This is a genomic window from Mongoliimonas terrestris (assembly GCF_001927285.1).
GTDB lineage: Bacteria > Pseudomonadota > Alphaproteobacteria > Rhizobiales > Pleomorphomonadaceae > Chthonobacter > Chthonobacter terrestris.
Map to the genome: position 1 here is coordinate 26946 of NZ_MSIG01000021.1, position 20835 is coordinate 47780.

The 20835-nt window shown below is 69.7% G+C and carries 16 protein-coding genes and 1 other RNA gene; 5 read left to right on the forward strand and 12 right to left on the reverse strand.

Annotated features, from left to right (window positions below; translation table 11 throughout):
• Positions 1-46 precede the first annotated feature (46 nt).
• The 3 genes from BUQ68_RS20390 to BUQ68_RS20400 all read right to left on the reverse strand — a co-directional run bounded on the left by BUQ68_RS20390 (position 47) and on the right by BUQ68_RS20400 (position 5352).
• Entirely contained in the window at positions 47-2488 is a 2442-nt protein-coding gene (locus BUQ68_RS20390; protein WP_075217869.1) for an ATP-dependent helicase, read from the reverse strand.
• Positions 2489-2551: 63 nt separating this feature from the next.
• A complete protein-coding gene (locus BUQ68_RS20395) occupies positions 2552-4177 on the reverse strand; it encodes a chloride channel protein (RefSeq protein WP_075217870.1) in 1626 nt (541 codons plus the stop codon).
• Between the two features lie 260 nt (positions 4178-4437).
• The gene (locus tag BUQ68_RS20400) at positions 4438-5352 is read right to left on the reverse strand and encodes a TraB/GumN family protein (RefSeq protein WP_075217871.1); all 915 of its coding nucleotides are present in this window, start codon (positions 5350-5352) and stop codon (positions 4438-4440) included.
• Between the two features lie 209 nt (positions 5353-5561).
• On the opposite strand from BUQ68_RS20400, the gene BUQ68_RS20405 reads away from it, so the two are divergent.
• Entirely contained in the window at positions 5562-6965 is a 1404-nt protein-coding gene (locus BUQ68_RS20405) for an FAD-binding oxidoreductase (RefSeq protein ID WP_075217872.1), read from the forward strand.
• A 187-nt stretch (positions 6966-7152) separates the two neighbouring features.
• Complete coding sequence (locus BUQ68_RS20410) at positions 7153-10857, forward strand: AsmA family protein (protein WP_075217873.1); 3705 nt, start codon at positions 7153-7155, stop codon at positions 10855-10857.
• Positions 10858-11084: 227 nt separating this feature from the next.
• Here BUQ68_RS20410 and BUQ68_RS20415 read toward each other — a convergent pair whose 3' ends face one another.
• The 9 genes from BUQ68_RS20415 to BUQ68_RS20455 form a co-directional block, all read right to left on the reverse strand.
• The gene (locus BUQ68_RS20415; protein WP_075217874.1) at positions 11085-12620 is read right to left on the reverse strand and encodes a Do family serine endopeptidase; all 1536 of its coding nucleotides are present in this window, start codon (positions 12618-12620) and stop codon (positions 11085-11087) included.
• A 255-nt stretch (positions 12621-12875) separates the two neighbouring features.
• Entirely contained in the window at positions 12876-13061 is a 186-nt protein-coding gene (locus BUQ68_RS20420; RefSeq protein WP_075217875.1) for a DUF2065 domain-containing protein, read from the reverse strand.
• 10 nt (positions 13062-13071) lie between these two features.
• On the reverse strand, positions 13072-14109 hold the full coding sequence (gene hflC / locus BUQ68_RS20425) for a protease modulator HflC (RefSeq protein ID WP_075217876.1): 1038 nt from the start codon (positions 14107-14109) through the stop codon (positions 13072-13074).
• Entirely contained in the window at positions 14109-15239 is a 1131-nt protein-coding gene (hflK, locus tag BUQ68_RS20430; RefSeq protein ID WP_075217877.1) for an FtsH protease activity modulator HflK, read from the reverse strand. Before hflK ends, hflC begins: the two co-directional genes overlap by 1 nt.
• Positions 15240-15487: 248 nt before the next feature.
• Positions 15488-16015, reverse strand: a complete 528-nt coding sequence (locus tag BUQ68_RS20435; protein ID WP_075217878.1) for a dihydrofolate reductase — start codon at positions 16013-16015, stop codon at positions 15488-15490.
• Positions 16012-16497: a GNAT family N-acetyltransferase gene (locus BUQ68_RS20440; protein WP_075217879.1), complete on the reverse strand. Its 486-nt coding sequence runs from the start codon at positions 16495-16497 to the stop codon at positions 16012-16014. Before BUQ68_RS20440 ends, BUQ68_RS20435 begins: the two co-directional genes overlap by 4 nt.
• 29 nt (positions 16498-16526) lie before the next feature.
• Positions 16527-16931, reverse strand: a complete 405-nt coding sequence (locus BUQ68_RS20445) for a hypothetical protein (protein ID WP_075217880.1) — start codon at positions 16929-16931, stop codon at positions 16527-16529.
• A 55-nt stretch (positions 16932-16986) separates the two neighbouring features.
• Positions 16987-17781 (reverse strand): thymidylate synthase, encoded by a 795-nt coding sequence (locus BUQ68_RS20450; protein ID WP_075217881.1) that lies wholly within the window; start codon positions 17779-17781, stop codon positions 16987-16989.
• Between the two features lie 113 nt (positions 17782-17894).
• Positions 17895-18350: a lysozyme inhibitor LprI family protein gene (locus tag BUQ68_RS20455; RefSeq protein ID WP_075217882.1), complete on the reverse strand. Its 456-nt coding sequence runs from the start codon at positions 18348-18350 to the stop codon at positions 17895-17897.
• A 150-nt stretch (positions 18351-18500) separates the two neighbouring features.
• On the opposite strand from BUQ68_RS20455, the gene BUQ68_RS20460 reads away from it, so the two are divergent.
• The 3 genes from BUQ68_RS20460 (at position 18501) to BUQ68_RS20470 (ending at position 20385) form a co-directional block, all read left to right on the forward strand.
• The gene (locus tag BUQ68_RS20460) at positions 18501-19031 is read left to right on the forward strand and encodes a GNAT family N-acetyltransferase (protein ID WP_075217883.1); all 531 of its coding nucleotides are present in this window, start codon (positions 18501-18503) and stop codon (positions 19029-19031) included.
• 16 nt (positions 19032-19047) lie between these two features.
• Positions 19048-19439, forward strand: a transfer-messenger RNA (tmRNA) gene (gene ssrA, locus BUQ68_RS20465).
• 361 nt (positions 19440-19800) lie between these two features.
• The gene (locus tag BUQ68_RS20470; RefSeq protein WP_075217889.1) at positions 19801-20385 is read left to right on the forward strand and encodes an SspB family protein; all 585 of its coding nucleotides are present in this window, start codon (positions 19801-19803) and stop codon (positions 20383-20385) included.
• The last annotated feature ends 450 nt before the right edge of the window (positions 20386-20835 follow it).

Here is a 20835-nt window from a genome sequence, read left to right on the forward strand (position 1 = left end):
CCGCAACTGCGGCCCTTTTTTCGTCCGGCTCAGGAAAGGGCGGCGCTCAGGCCTTCCGCTCCACGAAGCTGTCGACCACGCGCTTCTGGCCGGCCTTGTCGAAATCCACCGTCAGCTTGTTGCCGTCCACGCCGGAGACGCTGCCGTAGCCGAACTTCACGTGGAAGATGCGCTCGCCGACCTTGTACTTCGGCTCGCCGCCGATCACCGACTTGGCGATCAGTTCGCCCTCGATCACCCGGCCGTTGCCCGCCGTATAGGGCGAGCCCGGCGCCGCGAAGCCGCGCTGGGGGCCGGCGGCGGCGCGGTTCTTCTGGGCGCGCTGCCAGCCGGGCGTCTCGTAGGTGGAGGTGAAGCGCTCCACCTGGTCGAACCGCGACGCCCCATAGGGGTTGGCCCGCCCGCCGCCGCCGCCCATGCCGCCGCGCGCGGTGTAGCTGTTGTAGCCGCCGTAGTTGCTCTGGCTCTCGCTGACGTGGACGTGCGGCTCCGGCAGTTCGTCGAGGAAGCGCGAGGGCAGGCTCGACTGCCAGGAACCATGGATCCGCCGGTTGGCGGCGAACCAGATCAGGCAGTGCTTCTTCGCCCGCGTGATGCCCACATAGGCGAGCCGCCGCTCCTCTTCGAGGCCCGACCGGCCGCCTTCGTCGAGCGCGCGCTGGTGGGGGAAGAGGCCCTCTTCCCAGCCGGGCAGGAAGACGGTGTCGAACTCCAGGCCCTTGGCGGAATGGAGCGTCATGATCGAGACGGCCTCGTCGGCGGCGTTGTTGTCCCGGTCCATGACGAGGGAGATGTGCTCCAGGAAGCCCGCCATGGAGTCGAAATCCTCCATGGAGCGGATCAGCTCCTTCAGGTTCTCCAGCCGCCCCGGCGCTTCCGCCGAGCGGTCGTTCTGCCACATGGCCGTATAGCCGCTCTCCTCCAGGATGAGTTCGGCCAGATCCGTGTGCTTCAGGGCGTCGAGCTGGTTGCGCCAGCGGTCGACGCTCTCGATGAAGTCGCGCAGCGCCAGCCGGACCTTGCCCTTGAACTCCTCGGTGGCGATCAGCTGCCGCACGGCTTCCGACAGCGGCACCCGGTTGGCGCGCGCATAGTCGTGCAGCACCTTCACCGTGGCGTCGCCGAGGCCGCGGCGGGGGGTGTTGATGATGCGCTCGAAGGCGAGGTCGTCCGCCGGCTGGTTGACGAGGCGGAAGTAGGCGAGGGCGTCGCGGATCTCCAGGCGCTCGTAGAAGCGCGGTCCGCCGATCACCCGGTAGGACAGCCCCATGGTGATGAAGCGGTCCTCGAACTCGCGCATCTGGAACGAGGCGCGCACCAGGATGGCGATCTCGTTGAGGTTCACGCCCTTGCGCTGGAAGCGCTCGATCTCGTCGCCGATGGAGCGCGCCTCCTCCTCCGAATCCCAGGCGGAGGCGACGTTCACCTTGGCGTCGTCCGGGTCCTCTTCCGCGTCGGTGAAGAGCGTCTTGCCGAGCCGCGCCTCGTTGTGGGCGATGAGGTGGGAGGCGGCGGCGAGGATGTGGCTGGTGGAGCGGTAGTTGCGCTCCAGCCGGATCACCTTGGCGCCCGGAAAGTCGCGCTCGTAGCGCAGGATGTTGTCCACTTCGGCGCCGCGCCAGCCGTAGATGGACTGGTCGTCGTCGCCGACGCAGCAGATGTTGCGGGCGCCCTGGGCGAGCAGGCGCAGCCAGAGATACTGGACGACGTTGGTGTCCTGGTACTCGTCGACGAGGATGAACTTGTAGCGGCGGTGATACTCGGCGAGCACGTCCGGATGGTCGCGGAGGATGCAGAGCGTCTCCAGCAGCAGATCGCCGAAGTCGCAGGCGTTCAGCACCTTCAGCCGGGCCTGATAGGCGGCGTAGAGCTCGCGGCCCTTGCCGTTCACATAAGCGCGCGCCTCGCCTTCCGGAATGTCGGCCGGGCGTTGGCCCTTGTTCTTCCAGCCGTCGATGGCGGAGGCGAGCTGGCGGGCAGGCCAGCGTTTCTCGTCGATGCCCTCGGCGACGATCAGCTGCTTCATGAGGCGGAGCTGGTCGTCGGTGTCTAGAATGGTGAAGTCGGATCGGAGGCCGGCGAGTTCGGCATGCCGGCGCAGCATCTTCACCCCGATGGAGTGGAAGGTGCCGAGCCAGGGCATGCCCTCCACCGCGCCGCCGACGAAGCGGCCGATGCGCTCCTTCATCTCGCGGGCGGCCTTGTTGGTGAAGGTCACGGCGAGGATTTCCGAGGGATAAGCCCGGCGGGTGGCGAGGATGTGGGCGATGCGGGTGGTGAGCACGCGCGTCTTGCCGGTGCCGGCGCCGGCGAGCACCAGCACAGGCCCGTCGAGCGCCTCCACGGCCTCGCGCTGCTCCGGGTTGAGGCCCTGCAGGTATCCGCCGGCCTGCGGGGCCGCAGCCGCCATGGCCCGGGCGGCGATGCCGCCGGAACGGGGGGGTGTGTCCTGCACGGCGGGCTCGATTTGATTCTGCTTCGGATGCATGGCCGGAACAATAGAGCAACACGGTCGGGGTGGCGAGGCCGCTTCTTGCCATGGACCGTTCGGTCAGGCGTGGCGCTCGGCAAGGTCCGCCGCCATGGCGTCGTTCAGCGACCGGAGCGCGTTGACGTGGGAGGCCCAGCCGACGATCCGGTCCGGGTCGTGGGAATCCGCCACGGCAAGGTCGGCCCGGCCGGAAAAGTCGAACAGCTTCAAGGCGTGGGCGAGGCTGTCCGTGGGGGCGAGCAGGCAGTCGCTGGGGTAGTCCGCGGGCAGGCCGGTGCCGGAGATCTTCGCCGTCATGAAGCTCGCCACCTTGATCGTGCGCATCAGGTGGCGCTGGCCGCCGCTCTGCAGCATCAGGCCGCGCATCTCCAATTGCCAGTGGATGAGCGAGCGGCCGTGCAGGGCCTGGTTGGTGGCGCTCGCCATCGCGACCGTGAGGAGGAGCGCGATGGAGAGCTGGAAGCCGCCGGTGAGTTCGAACACCATCACGGCGGTGGAGACCGGCGCGCCGAGAACCGCCGCCGCGACGGCCGCCATGCCGAGGAGGGCGTAGACCGGCTGCGGCGAGGCGAGCGCCGGCACCACGGCGGCGGCCACCACCCCGAAGGCGCTGCCCGCAAGCGCCCCGAGATAGAGCGACGGAAAGACGATGCCGCCGCCGAAGCGCGACGCAAGGGTGATGGCGGTCGCCAGCATCTTGGCGACCAGGATGAGGAGGAGCGGCAGGAACACGCCCTCGGCCGCGAGCACCCGGTCCATGGCCTCCGCGCCGATGCCGAGCACCTCCGGCAGGAAGACGCCGATGCCGCCGACAAGGACGCCGCCCACCATCGGCCGCGACCAGAGCGGCAGCGGCAATTTGCGGGCCGCCACATCGGTGCCGACCAGCGTCCATTGGAACAGCACCGACACGACGCCCGCCACCACGCCGAGGAGCGCGAAGGCCGGAAACTCCGCGTAGGAGGCGATCGCCGGCGCGTCGATGTCGAAGATGATCGCCTCGCCGAAGAGGATGCGCGCCGGCACCACGGCGGTGGCGGCGGCGATCACGGTCGGCACGAAGGCGCTGAGGCCGTAGTGGCCGAGGATCACCTCGTGGGCGAACAGCACCCCGGCGATCGGCGTGTTGAACGAGCCCGCGATGGCGCTGGCCGCCCCCGCCGCCAGCAGCACCCGGCCGTTGGCAGCCCCGAGCCCGGTCCAGCGGCCGAGCGAGGTGGCGATCACCGCGCCCAGGTGGACGATCGGCCCCTCGCGGCCGGCGCTCGCCCCGGCGCCGAGGGAGACCACCGTGCCGAAGGCGCTGCCGACGCCCGGCCAGAAGGCGAGGACCGGCGCCCCGGAGGCGCGGGCCTCGACCACGTCGGCAAGGCCCGACGTGCGCTGGCCCGGATGGAATCGGTGCAGGTAGAGGCCGACCACCAGCCCGCCGAGGGTCGGCCCCGCGATCACCACCCACCAGGGCGCCGCGGCGGCCGTGTCCAGCATGCGATCGGACGAGGTGCCGAGCCAGAGCCACTGCACCCAGCCGATGCCGAAATGGAACAGGATGGTGGCGCCCGACACCGCCAGCCCCACCAGGAAGGCCAGCACCCAGACGAGCGGCTGCCGGGTGGCGAGGAAGGCGGTGAGATGCACGCCGACGGAGCGCCGGTAGAGATCGGTGGGAGAGGACGCGCGTTTCATGCGGGCGATCGCCGGAACGGAGGGCGCAAGGGAGGGGCCGTGCCCGTGCCTCTACGCGTTCGGAATGCCGAGTTCAATGGGAGGGGTGGGGGGCGGCCGCGGCCGGCCGGGGCTGAGAGGCGTCTTTTGGAGGGGCAATCTGGCGCACGACGCGGATGCACCTGTTGGGCGCCCTTCCGCGATCTCCGCCACCTTCCTTCGTCATGGTCCGCCTCAAGCGGACCATGACGATCGACGACGGTGGGCGGGCCGACTGGACGTTACGGCGCCAGTGGGCCGGCGGGGGTGTTCACGCGCTCGCTCTCGATTCCGGCGTCGGCGAGGAAACGCTGGATGCTGTCCGGGCCGATCAGGTGGGCGGCGCCGACGGCGACGAAGTGACGGCCGGATCCCTCCTGCATGAAGGAGCGGATCGTCTCGGCCATGGCGCGGTTCCGGTCGGTCACCAGCGTGTCGTAGACCTCCGGCCCCATGGCGCGGATCTCGTCGAGCGCGCGGGTCTCCAGCGTCTCGACATCGCCCGCGAGCCAGGCGGCGGCGACCGCGTCGAAATAGTCGGACCGCTCTCCGGCCTCGTCGAGCGAGGCTCTCAGCACCGCAAGTTCGGCCTCCGGCGACAGCCGGGCGAACATGCCGAACTGGCTTGCCGGGGTTTCGAACGCGCGAACCGGCTTGGCAGTGCGCGTGGCGAGGCCGGCGAAGGCGAGGTCCGGGCCGCTGCTCGTATAGCCGGCCGCCTTCAGATCGTGGCGGGCGATGATCACCGAGGCGAGCCAGGGCCGGAGCGGTTCCAGGGTGGGGTAGGGAATGGCGAGCGACTTCGCCACCGTCTTCACCGTCTCCAGATCCTTAGCCGGGATCGACGCCGACAACGGCTGGCCCGGCCGGGTGCCGAGCGCCATCAGGTTGACGCTGGATCCGGAGGAACCGGTGAGGTTCACCTCCAGCCAGAGTTCGTCGCTCTCCAGGAAGGCGTTCAGGGTCGCTTCCGATTCCCACGACGCCTCGGGCTTGAGAACGTGGAAGGTGCCGAACATATAGACGGTGCTGTCGGCATCGCGCGCCACCCAGAGCGCCGGTTCGGCGAACGCCGGCGCCAGCCCGGCGAGGAGGGCCGCGACCGTGGCGGCCAGGCGGGCGAAGGGCCCCGTTCGGCGGGTACGCCTCTCACACAAGGGCTGCCGTCTGTCATCCATGTGATCGGTGCCCTTTCCTTTATGGTGATGACGATACATTGCCGGTCGGGTCTCGTCCGTCAAAGGTTTTGGCGCACGCTCAAGGGTTTGATAGGGTCGCAGGGACCGTCGCAGGGGCGTACGGCGGCTTGCCAGATAGGCCGGAGCGGTCGCCGGCATGCCGGCGCGGATGGTTTAGGAGTGCTGAGATGGCACCTGTATTGCGTCTGGCCCGCAACGAGACGGGCATCGAGGCCGTGCTGTCGCGTCTCGCCGGCCAGTTCGGCGATCGGTTCAGCCGTGCCGCCGCCGTCCGCGAGCAGCACGGGCACACGACGACGCGCATCGAGAACCAGCCGCCGGACGGGGTGGTGTTCGCGACCTCCACCGAGGAGGTGGCCGCGGTGGTGCGGCTTTGCGCCGAGCACGGCGTGCCGGTGATCCCGTTCGGCACAGGCACCTCCCTGGAAGGCCACGTCAACGCCCCGGCGGGCGGTATCTCCATCGACCTCTCGCGCATGGACCGCATCCTGGCGGTGCGGCCGGAGGACCTCGACTGCACGGTGGAGGCGGGCGTCACGCGCAAGCGGCTGAACGAGACCTTGCGCGACACCGGCCTCTTCTTCCCGATCGATCCGGGCGCCGACGCCTCCATCGGCGGCATGGCGGCGACCCGCGCCTCGGGCACGAACGCGGTGCGCTACGGCACCATGAAGGACGCGGTGCTGTCGCTGACGGTGGTGACGCCGTCCGGCGACATCGTCCGCACCGGGTCGCGGGCGCGGAAGTCGTCGGCGGGCTACGACCTGACGCGGCTGATGGTGGGCTCGGAGGGCACGCTCGGCGTGATCACCGAGATCACGCTCCGCCTCCACGGCATCCCGGAGGGGATCGCCGGCGGCGTTTGCCCCTTCCCGAGCATCGAGGCGGCCTGCGAGACGGTGATCGCCACCATCCAGGCCGGCATCCCGGTCGCCCGCATCGAGCTCCTGGACGCCCTCCAGGTGAAGGCGGTCAACGCCTACTCCAAGCTTGACCTCGCCGAGACGCCGACACTCTTCATCGAATTCCACGGCACTAAGGCCGGCGTCGCCGAACAGGCGGAGATCTTCGAGGCGATCGCGGCCGATTTCGGCGGCGGCCCAGCGGTGTTCGCCACCAAGGCGGAGGAGCGGACCCGGCTCTGGCAGGCCCGGCACGACGCCTACTGGGCCTCCGTCGCCCTGATGCCCGGCTGGAAAGGCACCTCCACGGACGTCTGCGTGCCGATCTCGCAGCTGGCCGCCTGCGTGACCGCCACCCAGGACGATATCGCCGAGACAGGACTGATCGCCCCGATCGTCGGCCATGTGGGCGACGGCAACTTCCATGTGCTGGTGCTCGCGGATCCGGCCGACGACATCATGAACGCCAAGGCGGATGCCTTCATCGGCCGCCTCAACGAGCGGGCGATCGCCATGGGCGGCACCTGCACGGGCGAACACGGCGTCGGCCAGGGCAAGATGGCCTACCTGCCCGGCGAGCACGGCGGGGCGCTGGACCTGATGCGCGCCATCAAACGGGCGCTTGACCCGGGCAACATCATGAACCCGGGAAAGATCGTGGCGCTCTGACGCGGGGACCACGCCAGAGTGGCGCGGCCCTTGCGTACGACGCCTGGATGGTGGACCACACCCGCAGCCGCCGAGCACAGGTTCGGCCGGCTTCGGACCGCGCTTCTCAAGACCCGGCGTTCGCCAAGAGGGCGCCCGAACGGACAACGGAGACAGGACCCTGAACTCGCTCTACTTCAGTGTCGGTTTGGCCATCATCCTGGCGCTCGTCGCGGCGCTGGTGGGGCCGTTGTTCGTGGATTGGACCGCCTATCGCGCCGCCTTCGAGACCCAGGCGACGGAAATCCTCGGCCATCCGGTGAAGGTCACCGGCACCGCCGACGCCTCCCTCCTGCCGGTGCCGACCCTCGCCTTCACCGACGTCATCATCGGCCCGCCGGACAGCCCGATGATGACCGTCGCCCGCTTCGACCTGGAGGTGGAGCTCTTCCCGCTCCTTTCCGGTGAGGTGCGCGTCACCCAGATGCGCCTGGACCGCCCGGATCTCACCGTGCGGGTCTCCGGCGACGGCGCCTTCGAGTGGATCGCCGGCAACGCCCGCACGGTGACGGACCCGCACAAGGTGGTGCTCGACCGGGTCGACATCGTCGACGGCAGCATCACGGTCGCCGACCGCCGGCACGCCGCGCCGCTGCAGATCACCGACGTCAACGCGGTGCTGGACGGCCGCTCGCTGATCGGCCCCTACAAGCTCGACGGCTCCGCCGTGGTGGGCGAGGACCGGGTGATGGTGCGCCTCTCCACCGGCGAGGTGGACCCCACCGGCTCGGTGGTGGTGAAAGCCTCGCTGATGCCCATCGACCGGCCGGTGTCCATCTCCCTCGACGGCCGCACCCGCGTGGAGGCGGACGAACCCCGGTTCGACGGCACCTTGCGCGTGGAGCGCGTGGTGGAGAAGGCCGATCAGGCCGAGGTGGCGACGCCCTGGTCGGTGACCGCCACCGTGGAGGCCGACGCGTCGCGCACGCTCGCCCGGCAGCTTGAATTCCATTACGGGCCGGAGGACCGGCCGTTCACCATCAACGGGTCCGCCTCGCTCGACTATGCCTATGAGCCGGTGTTCGAGGCGGTGCTCTCCGCCCGCCAGATCGACCTCGATCGTACGCTCGGGGAAGGTCCGGACAAGCCGGTCTCTTTCGACGGCGTGCTCGACGCGCTGACCAAGGCCCTCGTCGACCTGCCGGCGCCGCCGGTGGCGACGCGCATCGGCTTCGACATTCCGGGCATCGTGGTCGGCGGCAGCATCGTCCAGTCGGTCCGCCTCGACGTCGCCAGCATGGCCGACGGCTGGGACGTGGAGACCCTGGAGGCGGTGATGCCCGGTCGGACGACCCTCAAGGCTCGCGGACCCCTGGTGACGCGGCCCGCGCCGGCCTTCACCGGCGACATGGTGATCGCCTCCGAGCAGCCCGCGACCCTGGTGGCGTGGTGGCATCCCGGCCGCCCGCCCACCACGCTGCAGCCCTTTTCCGCCAACGCCACCGTGGCGGCCTCCGCCGACGGTCTTCGGCTCGACGCCCTGGAGGCGACGATCGGCGAGGCGAAGCTTACCGGCGGCTTCGCTTTCGCGCCCGCCCGGTCCGGCCGCAAGCCCGGCGTGGTGCTGTCGCTTTCGGCGGACCGTCTCGATGTGGAACAGGTGCGTGCCGTTGCGGCACTCGCCACGGGCGATGATGGCACAACGCCGATGGCGGGCGCCGACCTCGACCTCCAGCTGAAGGCCGACGCCCTGGTGGCGGGCGAGGCGGTGGCCGAGGGCGTCGAGGTGCGCGCGGCGCTGTCCGACGGCACTCTCGCCATCGACCGGTTCGCCGTCGCCAACCTCGCCGGCGCGCGGCTTTCGGCGGCCGGCACCGTCCGCACCCTGGCGACAACGCCGGACGGCTCCGTGCAGGCGCTCATTTCGGCGGAGAACCTTGACGGCGTTGCCGCCCTCGTCCGGGCGCTCGCGCCCGGATCGGAGCTGGCCGACGCGCTCGTCGTCGCCGCGCCGGTGCTCGCTCCTGCCGCCGTGGAGGCGACCGTGGAGGCGCGCGCCGGGGCGGACGCCACCGACCTCACCGTGCGCCTTGCCGGCACTGCCGGCGGTTCCGTGGTCGACGGCGCGCTGGTCTTCACCGGCCGGGTGGACCGCTGGACCGACGGGACCGTGACGCTGGATGCCTCCGCCGAGGGCCCGAACGGGGCGCGGCTGATGCGCCAGCTCGGCTTCGACGTGCCCGACCGGGGCTCGGCCGGCGCCGGCCAGGTGACGGTGTCGGCGCGGGGTACACCCGCATCGGGCCTGACCATCGCCGGGTCTGGCACGCTCGGCGACACCGCCGCGTCTGTGGACGGCACGCTCCGCCTTCCCGCCGCCGCGCCGGCCGCCGCCGACCTCGCCGTGACGCTGAAGAGCGACGATGTCGGGCCGATCCTCGCCCTCGGCGGCAACCTGATGGCCGACCTCCTCGGCTCCATGCCCATCGACGCCGCGGCATCGGTGGCCGTGGAGGGGCCGAAGGTCACGGTCTCAGATCTCACCGGCACGCTCGACGGCGAGGCGATCCGCGCCGATCTCGTGGCCGACTTTGCCGGCGACCTGCCGCGCCTCACCGGAACCCTCGCGCTCCGGACGGTGTCGCTCACCGGCCTCGGCGAGTTGGCGCTCGGATCCGGCACGCTCGCCATGCCTTTCGACACGTCCCGAAACCCGTGGCCGGAAGCGCCCTTCGGGCCGGGCGCGCTCGACGGTATCGATACCGACCTCGCGGTCACGGCCGACCAGCTCCTGCTGAGCGACACGTTCGCGGCCGATGCGGCGCGCTTCGACCTCCGCAACACGGCGCGCGGGCTCGCCTTCGACGGCCTGGAGGCGCGGCTCGCCGGCGGCGCGCTGACCGGCAGTGCCCTCGTCAAGCAGGATCTGGAGGGGCAAGCGGTCGTCGATGCCACCTTCAAGCTCGACGGCGCGCCGGCCGAGGCCTTCGCGTGGCGACGCGGGGACCGTCCGGTGGTGACCGGCGTCCTCGGTGTGGACCTCGACCTGCAGGCCGCCGGCCGCACGGTCACCGGGCTCGTCGCCTCGCTGTCCGGCGGCGGCGCTTTCCGGGTGGAGGACGGCGTCATCCGCACCATGAACCCGAACGCCTTCTCGGCCGTGATCCGGGCGGCGGACGCCGGCCTCGACCTCACCGACGAGAAGATCCGCGAGGTGTTCACCGCCAACATTGACGCGGGCGATCTGCCGTTCGAGCGAATCGAGGGCGCTTTCACCTTGTCGTCCGGTACGCTCCGGGCGCCGAACCTCGTGGCCTCGACGCCGACGGCGACCACCAGCGGCTCCGCCACGCTGGACCTTTCGCGCTGGACGCTGCAAAGCGACTGGCAGCTTGCCATCGACCCGGGCGCCGAGAGCGTGGCGGGCGCGGTGCCGCAAGTGGCGATCCTCTTCCGCGGCCCGATCGACGATCCCGCCCGGTCGGTGGACGTGACCGCCTTCACGGCCTTCCTGACGCTCCGCGCCTTCGAGGCGGAGGTGGAGCGGGTGGAGACCATGCAGGCCGACATTCAGGAGCGCGAGTTCCTGCGCCGGACCCTCCAGCGGAGCGAGGACGCGGCCGTCCGACGCCGCCGCGCCGCCGAGGAGGAGGCACGCCGCGCCGCCGAAGCCGCGGCCGCCGAAGCGGAGGCGGCAGCCGAGGCCGCGCGGCGGGCCGCGGAAGAGGCTCTCAGTCCGCCGCCGCCGCCGGACCAGCGCTCGGACCTGCAGGACGCCGGCGGGACGAACTTCACCGATGAGATCACCCGCAAGCTGGACGCGCTGCGCGGTTCGACCCTGCCGCCTTTGCCCCAGACCACCGTCGGCCCGCCGCCGGGCGCCGGCGCTCCGCTCAACCTCACCACGCCCTGAGGCGTTTGCGAAGAGACCCACGGGGCTTGATCGCCCCGCGTTCGGCCGTTTCGCCCGACCCTCTCTCCGCATCCATCCGTCCGGGTCTGCCCGACCTGCCCGCTCGGGTCTTGGCCGGCGCGATAAGGTATTTCCGTCCGGCTCGAACGAAAGCGGCCGGTCCCTTGAGGAACCGGCCGCGCCGTCTTGTCATGTGGTCGGCCGCGGCTGTGTCAGCCGCTGTCCGGTCACTCGATCCGCACCGCCACGAAGCGCAGCTCACCCGCCGGATTGGCGAGGAGGAAGAGCGCGGACTTGCGGCCCATGTCCTTCAGCTTCTTCACTGCGGAGGCCACGTCGGCGGGTGCGTTCACCCGCTCCTGCGCCACCTCCACGATGGTGTCGCCGGCCGTGATCCGCTTCTCGGCGGCCGGGGAGTTGTCGTCCACCCCCGTGACCACCACGCCGTTGACGTCCGGGGCGATCTGGAACTGGCCGCGGTTGGCTTCGTCGAGCGGCGCCAGCGCAAGGCCGAGCACCTTCTCGGCGGGCTTCGGCGCTTCCGGAGCGGCCGGCTCGTCGTTCGGCGTCTCGGCCGCAGCCACCGTCTCACCCTCTTCCAGCCGACCGAGCGTGACCTTCACGGTCACCTCCTGGCCGTCGCGGATCAGCGTGACGTCCACCTCGCGGCCGATCGGCGTGTTGGCGACGAGGCGCGGCAGTTCGCGCATCTCGCGGATCGGCTGGCCGTTGAACGAGACGATCACGTCGCCCGCCTTGATGTCGGCCGAAGCGGCGGGGCCGCCCTCGGTCACGCCGGCCACCAGCGCGCCGCGGCTCGCCCCGATGCCGAGGCTCTCGGCGAGGTCGTCGGTCACCTGCTGGATGTTGACGCCGAGCCAGCCGCGGCGGGTTTCGCCGAACTCGCGCAGCTGCTCGATCACGCTCACCGCCGTCTCCGACGGGATGGCGAAGCCGATGCCGATGGAGCCGCCCGACGGCGAGATGATGGCCGTGTTGATGCCGATCACGTTGCCGTACATGTCGAACAGCGGGCCGCCCGAGTTGCCGCGGTTGATGGCGGCATCGGTCTGGATGAAGTTGTCGTAGGGCCCGGAGTTGATGTCGCGGTTGCGCGCCGACACGATGCCGACGGTCACGGTGCCGCCGAGGCCGAACGGGTTGCCGATGGCCATCACCCAATCGCCGACGCGGATGCCCACGCTGTCGCCGAAGTTTACGGCCTTCAGCGGCTTCTCCGGCTTGACGCGGAGAACGGCAAGGTCGGTCTTCAGGTCGCGGCCGATCAGTTCGGCCGTCAGCTTGGTGCCGTCGGAAAAGTTGGCGACGATCTCGTCAGCGTCCTCGATGACGTGGTTGTTCGTCACGATGATGCCGGACGGGTCGATCACGAAGCCCGATCCGAGCGACTGGACCCGGCGCGGCTGGCCACCGCCGCCACCACCCGGACCGCCGTTCGGGCCGCGCTGATCGAAGAACTCGTCGAAGAAATCCTGGAAGGGCGAGCCTTCCGGCACCTGCGGCAGCGGCACGGAGCGCTGGTTGGCGACCGTCTGCGAGGTGGAGATGTTGACCACGGCATCGAGAAGGTTCTCGGCGAGGTCGGCCACCGAATCCGGGCCGTTGGCGGTCCGCTGCGGTTGCGCCTGGGCGAAGGCCGGCACGGCCGGGGCCATGGTGGCGGTCGCCGCGACGGCCATCACGGCCAGGGCGCCCGTCAGGCGGAACCGCCAGTTCGACTGCTTTGCATTCACGATGGCCATAGGCCCTACACCTCCGCTCCCGCGCGGCCAGCCGACGTTCGATCGCCCGCTCGACCTGTCGCGCCACAAGGCGATCCGCCGGGACCGCATCGGCCGGCAAGCCCGCTCATGGGATTTTTGCACCATCCGGCGACCCCGCGCGAGGCGCCCTCGACGTTATCCCTCACCCGATATGAGGCTGGAGACAAAAGTGTGGCAGATCGCGCACTCGTGAAGGGGCCGCTCCGCGAAAACAGGGAGGGAGGCCTGGAGCCGTCAGCCCCGCACCAGCCACACGACTAGGACGCCCACCATCATGGCGGTGAGGCCCACCCGACGAACGGTCGCATCCGGCATGTCGAGGACCTGCCGGATGCTGCGTTTCATCACCGCCGGAGCGGCGGCATAAAGGACGCCCTCGATCACCGCGACCAGCCCGAGGGCGACCAGGAAGTCGTGCATCAGGCCTCCATCAGGGCGACGCCGCCACAGGCGCCGCCGGGACGACCGGCGTGACGGGCGCCGGCAGGGGAGCCGCCTCCGCCGTGGAGGTCGTCGGTACCGCCGGCGCGGGCGTCACCGACGAGGTCGGACCGGGCAGCGGCGCCACGGTCAGGCCCTCGGTCGTGGCCGAGCCGTTGATGCCATTAAAGAAGCGGAAGAATTCCGACGTCGGCGACAGCACCATGGTGGTGCCTGTGTTCTGACCCATGGCTGAATTGTAGGCCTGCATCGAGCGGTAGAACTCGAAGAAGGACGGGTCCAGCGTATAGGCCTCGGCAAAGATCCGGCTCCGCTCCGCGTCGCCTTCACCGCGCAGGATCTCGGCGTCGCGCGCTGCCTCGGCAACCAGCACCGTCGCCTGACGATCGGCTTCGGCGCGGATGCGGAGCGCTTCCTGCGTACCCTGGGCGCGCAGTTCGGCCGCTTCCGCCAGACGCTCGGCCCGCATGCGCTCGAAAGTCTGCTGGCTGACCTCAGGGACGAGGTCGGTGCGGCGGATGCGCACGTCGACGATGTTCATGCCGAGGCCCTCGGCCTCGCCGCGAACCAGGTCGCGCAGTTCCACCATCATCTCGGCCCGCTCGGACGAGAGGGCGGCGTCGAACGAGCGCAGACCATAGACGCGGCGGAGGGCCGCGTCCAGGCGGGTGCGCAGGCGCTCGGCCGCGAGGCTGAGATTGCCCGACACCGATTCGCGGAACCGCTGCGGATCGGTGATGCGGAAGGTGGAGAACACGTCCACCACATAGCGGCGACCGTCGTTGACCTGCACGACCTTGTCGCTGAGCTCGATCGCCAGCAGGCGCTTCTCGATGATCTGCACCGTATCGACCACGTTCGTCGGCACCTTGAAGTAGATGCCCGGTTCGTTGATCACACGCTGGATTTCACCGAACCGCAGCTGGATGGCCTGCTCGCGCTCGGAGACGATGAAGGTGGAGGAATAGACGATCAGGATGGCGATCGCCGCCACGATGAGGCTGACCGGAAAAGCGATGGCGCGCATCACTGCGTCTCCCCCTGCTGGGTGCGGCGCTGGAGCTCGGGAAGCGGCAGGTAGGGCACGACCCCGTTGCCACCGCCGCCGGCCCCGTTGCCGCCGGCGTTCTGGTCCATGATGACCTTGTTGGAGTTGGCCAGGACCGACTCCATGGTCTCCAGGTAGAGGCGCTTGCGGGTGATCTCGGGCGCCTTGGCGTATTCCTCGTAGACGTCGCGGAAGCGCTGGCTTTCACCGGTCGCCTCGGCGACCACGCGGTCGCGATAGCCGAGGGCGGCTTCGCGGACCTGGGACGCCTCGCCTCGGGCATCGCCGAGCCGCTTGTTGGAGTAGGCCTGGGCGTCCTGCTTGAACTTGTCCTGGTCCTGCTGGGCGCGCTGGACCTCCTCGAAGGCGTCGATCACCTCGCGGGGCGGGTCGGCCCGCTCCAGGTTGATCGCCGTCACCGTGATGCCGGCGTCATAGCTGTCGAGGGTGCCCTGGATGAGGGCGCGCACCGCCTGCTGGGCCGCGTCGCGGCCGCGGGTGCGGAACTCGTCGGCGCGGGTGCGGCCGACGTATTCGCGCATGGCCGATTCGGAGACCACGCGGACGACGTTCTGCTGGTCCGCCACGTTGAAGAGGAACTTCACCGGGTCGGAGATGCGCCAGAGGACGGAGAACTCCACGTCGACCAGATTCTGATCGCCCGACAGCATGATCGAGCTGTCGTTGGCCGAGCGGGCGACGGAGATCCCGATATTCTCCTGGTTCTCCTTCAGCACGGCCGGCAGTTCGACCGATTCGACAGGCCAGAAGTGGAAGTGGATGCCCGGATCGTTGAGCTCCGGCTTCACCTGGCCGAAGCGGAGCTCGACGCCCACTTCGTCCGGCTGGACCACGTAGATGCTCTCGTAGAGCCAAAGGCCCACGACGGCGGCCAGCACCAGCGGCACCGCGAGGCGCGAACCGCCGCCGCCACCGCCCGATCCGCCGCCGCCCGGGAGAACGCGCTTCAGGCGGTCCTGGCTGCGCCGGAGCAGTTCCTCGAGATCGGGTGGCGATCCGCCACCGCCGCCGCCGCGGGGCGGCTGACCCCATGGGCCGTTGCCGCCGCCTTTCCATCCGCCGCCGCCGCTCTGGTTGCTCCAAGGCATAGGGTCGTCTTCCTCTCGGTCTCGTACCGTCTCTTGGGGTCTGGCGGCTTATACGGGTTCCAACCGGACCCCGCAATTCGCTCCTACCCAGCCGCGATTGCTGTGGAGGTGGGATCCCCATACGGCCAAGTCAACGTGAGCGTCGCGGTTTTCGGTTTCGCCGAACCGCAAATCGTTCCATTTGGTCAACGGGACGCACCCCCCGGGCACCTGACGTTGGCAAGCGGGCAAGGCGGATGCGCGTGCCTTCAGGGCCGGATGCGCTGGTAGGTGACCCAGCGGGCGTCGGCGCTGTCCTTTTCGGTGCGCGGCATCGGCGTCTCGTCGACGACCGCCCAGACGGCCGGGTCGATTTCGGGGAAATACGTGTCGCCCTCGACGGTTAGATCCGCGTGGGTGACCACGAGCCGGTCGGCGATGCCGATCGTTTCCGCGTAGATCTGCCCGCCGCCGCCGATGATGACCTCGTCCGCGCCGGTCTCCGCCGCGATCGTTCGGGCGGCGGCGATGGCGGTGGCGAGGTCCGGGTAGAGGGTGGTGCCGGTGGGGGCCTCGGTGAGGCTGCGGCTGACGATGAGGTTCGGGCGACCCGGCAGCGGCTTGCCGATCGCCTCCAGGGTGCGGCGGCCCATCACCACAGGCTTGCCCGTGGTCACGCGGCGGAAGTGCTTGAGATCCGACGACAAATGCCAGGGCATGCCGCCTTCACGGCCGATGACGCCGTTGGCCGCGATGGCGACGACGAGGGTGAGCGGGATGGTGGCGGGGTCCGTCATGGGGCCGCCGCCGCCAACTGGACGAGGGCGTCGCCGGAGACCCGGCAGGGCTTCCAGCCGCTCATGAGTTCGGCGCCCTGGGAGACGTAGAAGTCGATGGAGGGCTGGTTCCAGTCGAGCACCTCCCACTCGAACCGGCCGAGGCCCTCGTCGACGCAGCGCCTGGCGAGGTGGGCGAGGAGCGCCTTGCCGAGACCGTGGCCCCTGTATTCGGGCTCCACATAGAGATCCTCCAGGAAGAGACCGTGCCGACCGACGAAGGTGGAGAAGGTATAGTACCAGAGCGCGAAGCCGGCGGGAGCCCCGTTCCAGAAGACGATCTCGCAGAACACCTTGGGAGAGGGCCCGAACAACGCCTGCCGGATATCGTTCTCGGTGGCTTTCACATGGTCGAGCAGCCTCTCGTACGCGGCAAGGGCGCGGATGAAGGCGAGGACCTGCGGGGTGTCGTCGGCGGTGGCGGCGCGGATCTGGAGGGTCATGGCACTCCGGGGGAAGGACGGCCGGGCGGTCAGACCGCCAGGCGGATGATGATGCTCTCGGGATGGTAGATGCCGTTGACGACGGCGGCGCCGACCTTGATGGCGGCGATCTTGGCGGCGGAGACCGTGTCGGCGAGACCGCGAAGGACGTCGTCCTTGGCGGGGACGACTTGGACGTCGCCGAATTCGACCCGCGTCGCCTTGCCTTCGGGGCTCGCAAGAACGGCCGCCACGGCCTTGTAATAGCTCGCTCTTTCGTCCGCGTGGGGCGGCGGGGCGAGCCAGAAGCGCCAGCTGTCGGTCTCCTCCTTGTAGACCCAGAGCGCCGCCTGGGGCGTCAGACCGGCTTGGTCGAGGAGGCGGACGAGGTCCTGCCCGCCGGCGACGTTGGCCGGCTGGCGGGCGGAGCGGGAGGTGGCGCGGCGCGAGGTCATGGGCGGCAGAGGTCGGACGTTTCCGCGCCGCCGTCAAGGCACCAGGAGACCGGTTTCAGACGGCGACTTCGGCCTTGATGGCCGGGTGCGGATCGTACCCCTCGATGGTGACATGCTCGTAGCGGAAGCCATCGACGCTCGTGAGCGCGGGGTCCAGGACGAGCCGGGGGAGGGGCCTAAGCTCCCGGGACAATTGCAGTTTCGCCTGATCCAGGTGGTTGGTGTAGAGGTGCGCGTCGCCAAGCGTATGGATGAAATCGCCCGGCTCCAGCCCGGTTGCTCTCGCCATGACGGCGGTGAGGAGGGCGTAGCTGGCGATGTTGAAGGGAACCCCTAGGAAGACGTCGGCGGATCGTTGGTAAAGTTGGCATGAAAGCTTTCCGCCGGCCACGTAGAACTGGAAGAGGACATGGCAGGGCGGCAGGGCCATCAGGGGCACGTCGGCGGGGTTCCAGGCGGTGACCATCAGCCGGCGGGAATTCGGATTCCGGCGGATTTCCGCCTCCACCCAGGCGATCTGGTCGATGGTGCTGCCGTCGCGGGCGGGCCAGGACCGCCACTGGTGGCCGTAGACCGGACCGAGGTCACCGTGCGCGTCGGCCCACTCGTCCCAGATCGAAACGCCGTTGTCGTTCAGATACTTGACGTTGGTGTCGCCGGCCAGGAACCAGGCCAGTTCGTGGATGATGGACTTCAGGTGCAGCCGCTTGGTGGTGACCAGCGGGAAGCCCTCGGCGAGGTCGAACCGCATCTGGTGGCCGAACACCGAGAGGGTGCCAGTGCCGGTCCGGTCGCCCTTGGGGTGACCCTCGTGGAGGATGCGACGAAGAAGGTCGTGGTACTGATGCATGGGTCCGCCCGGCTGCAATCGCGGCACAAGTTGAAGCCGACTGTAGGGCTTTGTAGCGGGATGTAGCCGGATTGTCGTCGGCAGCACGGACCTCGCCTGTGGATAGCGTCGGCCTACATGTCCGACGGGTTGAACTGCTCCTCGATGGCAGCGGCCCGCGCGGCGGTCTCGACGTAGAGGCAGTCGGTGTAGAGCTGATTCTCGCCGGTTCCGCCCAGCATCTGGGCCGCCTGGAGCAGGCAGTTGGCGTCGCGGAACGGGATCCAGGCGCGCTGGGCGGCCTTCAGCCGGGCCAGCGTCTCGGCGTTGGCGTCGTCCTCGTAAGGGTCGCCGGTCCTCGTTGACAGGCCGGCGACCGCGGCCTTGTAGGCTACGTTCAGCGCGTTGTCGGCTACAGTGAGCGCCGCGTCCGAACAGCCGGTCATGACCACGGTTTGTACGGCCTCCGCCATGCACGATTCGTAGGTCGCCGCCGCGTCGGCAAGGTCCGACCGCACGTCCGCATGGGCGGGGAGAAGAGCGGCGGGAGCGAGGAGGACCAGGACGGCGAGGGCGGCGCGGCGGGACATGGTAGGGCCTCTATATAAGGATGTCGGAATGGGTGTCGGACAGGCGACCGGTCGTCGGTGACGATGCCGGCGGGAGTCTTGTGTTTCGATGAAGGCGCATGGGTCGCCGCGGCCGGTCCGGCACGCCGGGACAGGCCAGGGGAGGTGGGGATGGCGAAGGCGTTCGGCGCGGTGCCGGTGATCGAGACGGCCCGGCTTCGGCTGCGGGCCCACACGGTGGCGGACTTCGACGCGATGGCACGGCTCTGGACCGATCCGGACGTGGTGCGCCACATCGGCGGCCGGCCGTCGACGGACGAAGAGGTGTGGGGGCGGCTCCTGCGCTACGCCGGCCTCTGGCGCCTGCTCGGCTTCGGCTATTGGGCGATCGAGGAGCGGCTGACCGGCGCCTTCGTCGGCGAGGTGGGGCTGGCGGACTTCCGGCGCACCATCGAGCCGCCGCTGCACGGGGTGCCGGAGATCGGCTGGGTGCTGGCGCCGCCGGCGCACGGCCGGGGCTTCGCCACCGAGGCGGTGCGGGCGGTGCTCGCCTGGCGCGACCGGACGCTCGGACCCGGCCGAACCGTCTGCCTGATCGCGCCGGAGAACGCGCCGTCGCTGAAGGTGGCGGAGAAGACCGGCTTCCGGCCGTTCGCCGAGACCACCTACCACGGCCAGCCGTCGCGCCTCTTCGAGCGCTGACCGGCCGGCGTCATCCGCCCTTCACAAGGCTCCTGGCTCGGCCTATATGTGTGGGTGCCGGGGCAACCCGGCTATGGCGATAAACAGGCTGCGTAATAAACCTTTCGGACCCGGGGGCGGTACCCGGCGCCTCCACCCGAGACCACGGGGCGAATGCCTCACCGGATTGCAGGATCCGGCCGAAGACCGTGGTTTCCGGCGGGGGCGAAATAGGATCGACGAGGGTGTAAAGGTGGTTCTTTCGCTCGGCATTGTACCGCCGTTATCGGGCTAAACCTATAGTTGCGAATGACAACTATGCTCCGGTGGCCGTCGCCGCGTAATGCGGTGCAGGTACTGGGAATCAAGCCCTGAGGGGTAGCACTCTTAGGCGGGGTTCGGAGGCACCTGGCAACAGAAGCCTCCACTTCTCTTTCTCCGCATAGCGCCTTAGCATCGCCTCCCGCCTGTCGCGCGTCCCTGTGCATTGGGCGAGCGGGTCCGGGCGCGCTGTCGTTGGCGCGCGCCTTGTCCCTGAGGGCCTCTGCGACTTGACGGCGCGGCGCGGGCTTGCCGGCGCGGCCGTGCTTCAGTTTTTTGACCGTCCGTGGTTTTTCACCGCGTGACCGTAGGCTAGACTTGCCCGTCGCGGGCGACTCAAGACTTTCGTCGAACGGTCTTCGGGCCGGCGCGTTCACGATGAAGCGCCGGGCCGGGGAATGCCGGGCCGGGAAATACCGGGCCGGCGACGGCGAGGTCAGGACTTGGACAGCCTGCCGTGCGAGGAATGATGGTACAGGATCTCATCCGCTACGACGTGCTGGCGCAGGAAGCCCTTCGGGGCGTGGTGCGCAAGGTTCTGACCGAGGTGGCCCGTGCCGGGCTGCCCGGCGACCATCATTTCTACATCGCCTTCGACACCAACGCCCCCGGCGTGCGCATTTCCACGCGCCTGCGCGAGCGCTACCCGGAGGAGATGACCATCGTCCTCCAGCACCAGTTCTGGGATTTGCAGGTGACCGAGCACGCCTTCGAGGTGGGCCTCAGCTTTGCCGGGGTTCCCGAGCGGCTGCTCGTGCCCTTCACGGCGCTCAAGGGCTTCTTCGACCCGTCGGTGGAATTCGGCCTGCAGTTCAATGCGATGCAGGAGGAACCGGACGAGGCGGAGAACGACGAGGGCGCGGACGACGGCGTGACGCCCATCTCCAAGGGCCCCGCCGCCGTGATCCCCGCCGCCACCGCCCGCGCCGCCACCGACCCGACCGCACCGGCCTCCGGCGAGGCTCCGAGCGAGGAGGAGAAGGGCGGGGATAAGACGGGTGGGGACAAGGGCGCCGCGGTGGTGTCGCTGGACGCCTTCCGGAAGAAGCCGTGAGGGGGTAGGGGGTTAATCCTTCCTCTCAGGGGAAGGATCTTTGAGCCGCTTGCACCCGCATCCACATCCGTCATCCCGACGGACGTCGGGATCCAGCCGACGGAGCGGGCGAGTGGACCGGGGCGGATGATGCGCCGGACGATTGGGCCCCGGCGTTCGCCGGGGTGACGATCGGCTTCTGCGGGTGCGGGTTTCTCGATTCTCCTTTTGGGCCGGACGGTTGGGCGCCGGCGCTCGCCGGGGTGGCGGGCGTCGTTTGCGGGTGCGGGTTTCTCCTTCCTCGTCATGTCCGGTTCAGCCGGACCAGCCACGCCTTGCGGCGGTCGGAATGCGTGGGTGGTCCGCCTGCGCGGACCATGACGATCGGGGCGGCGGGGGAGGGGCGGGGGCCGGTGGTTCGCGTGTCCTGCCGCCGTTGCCACCCGCAACCGTCATCCCGACGGACGTCGG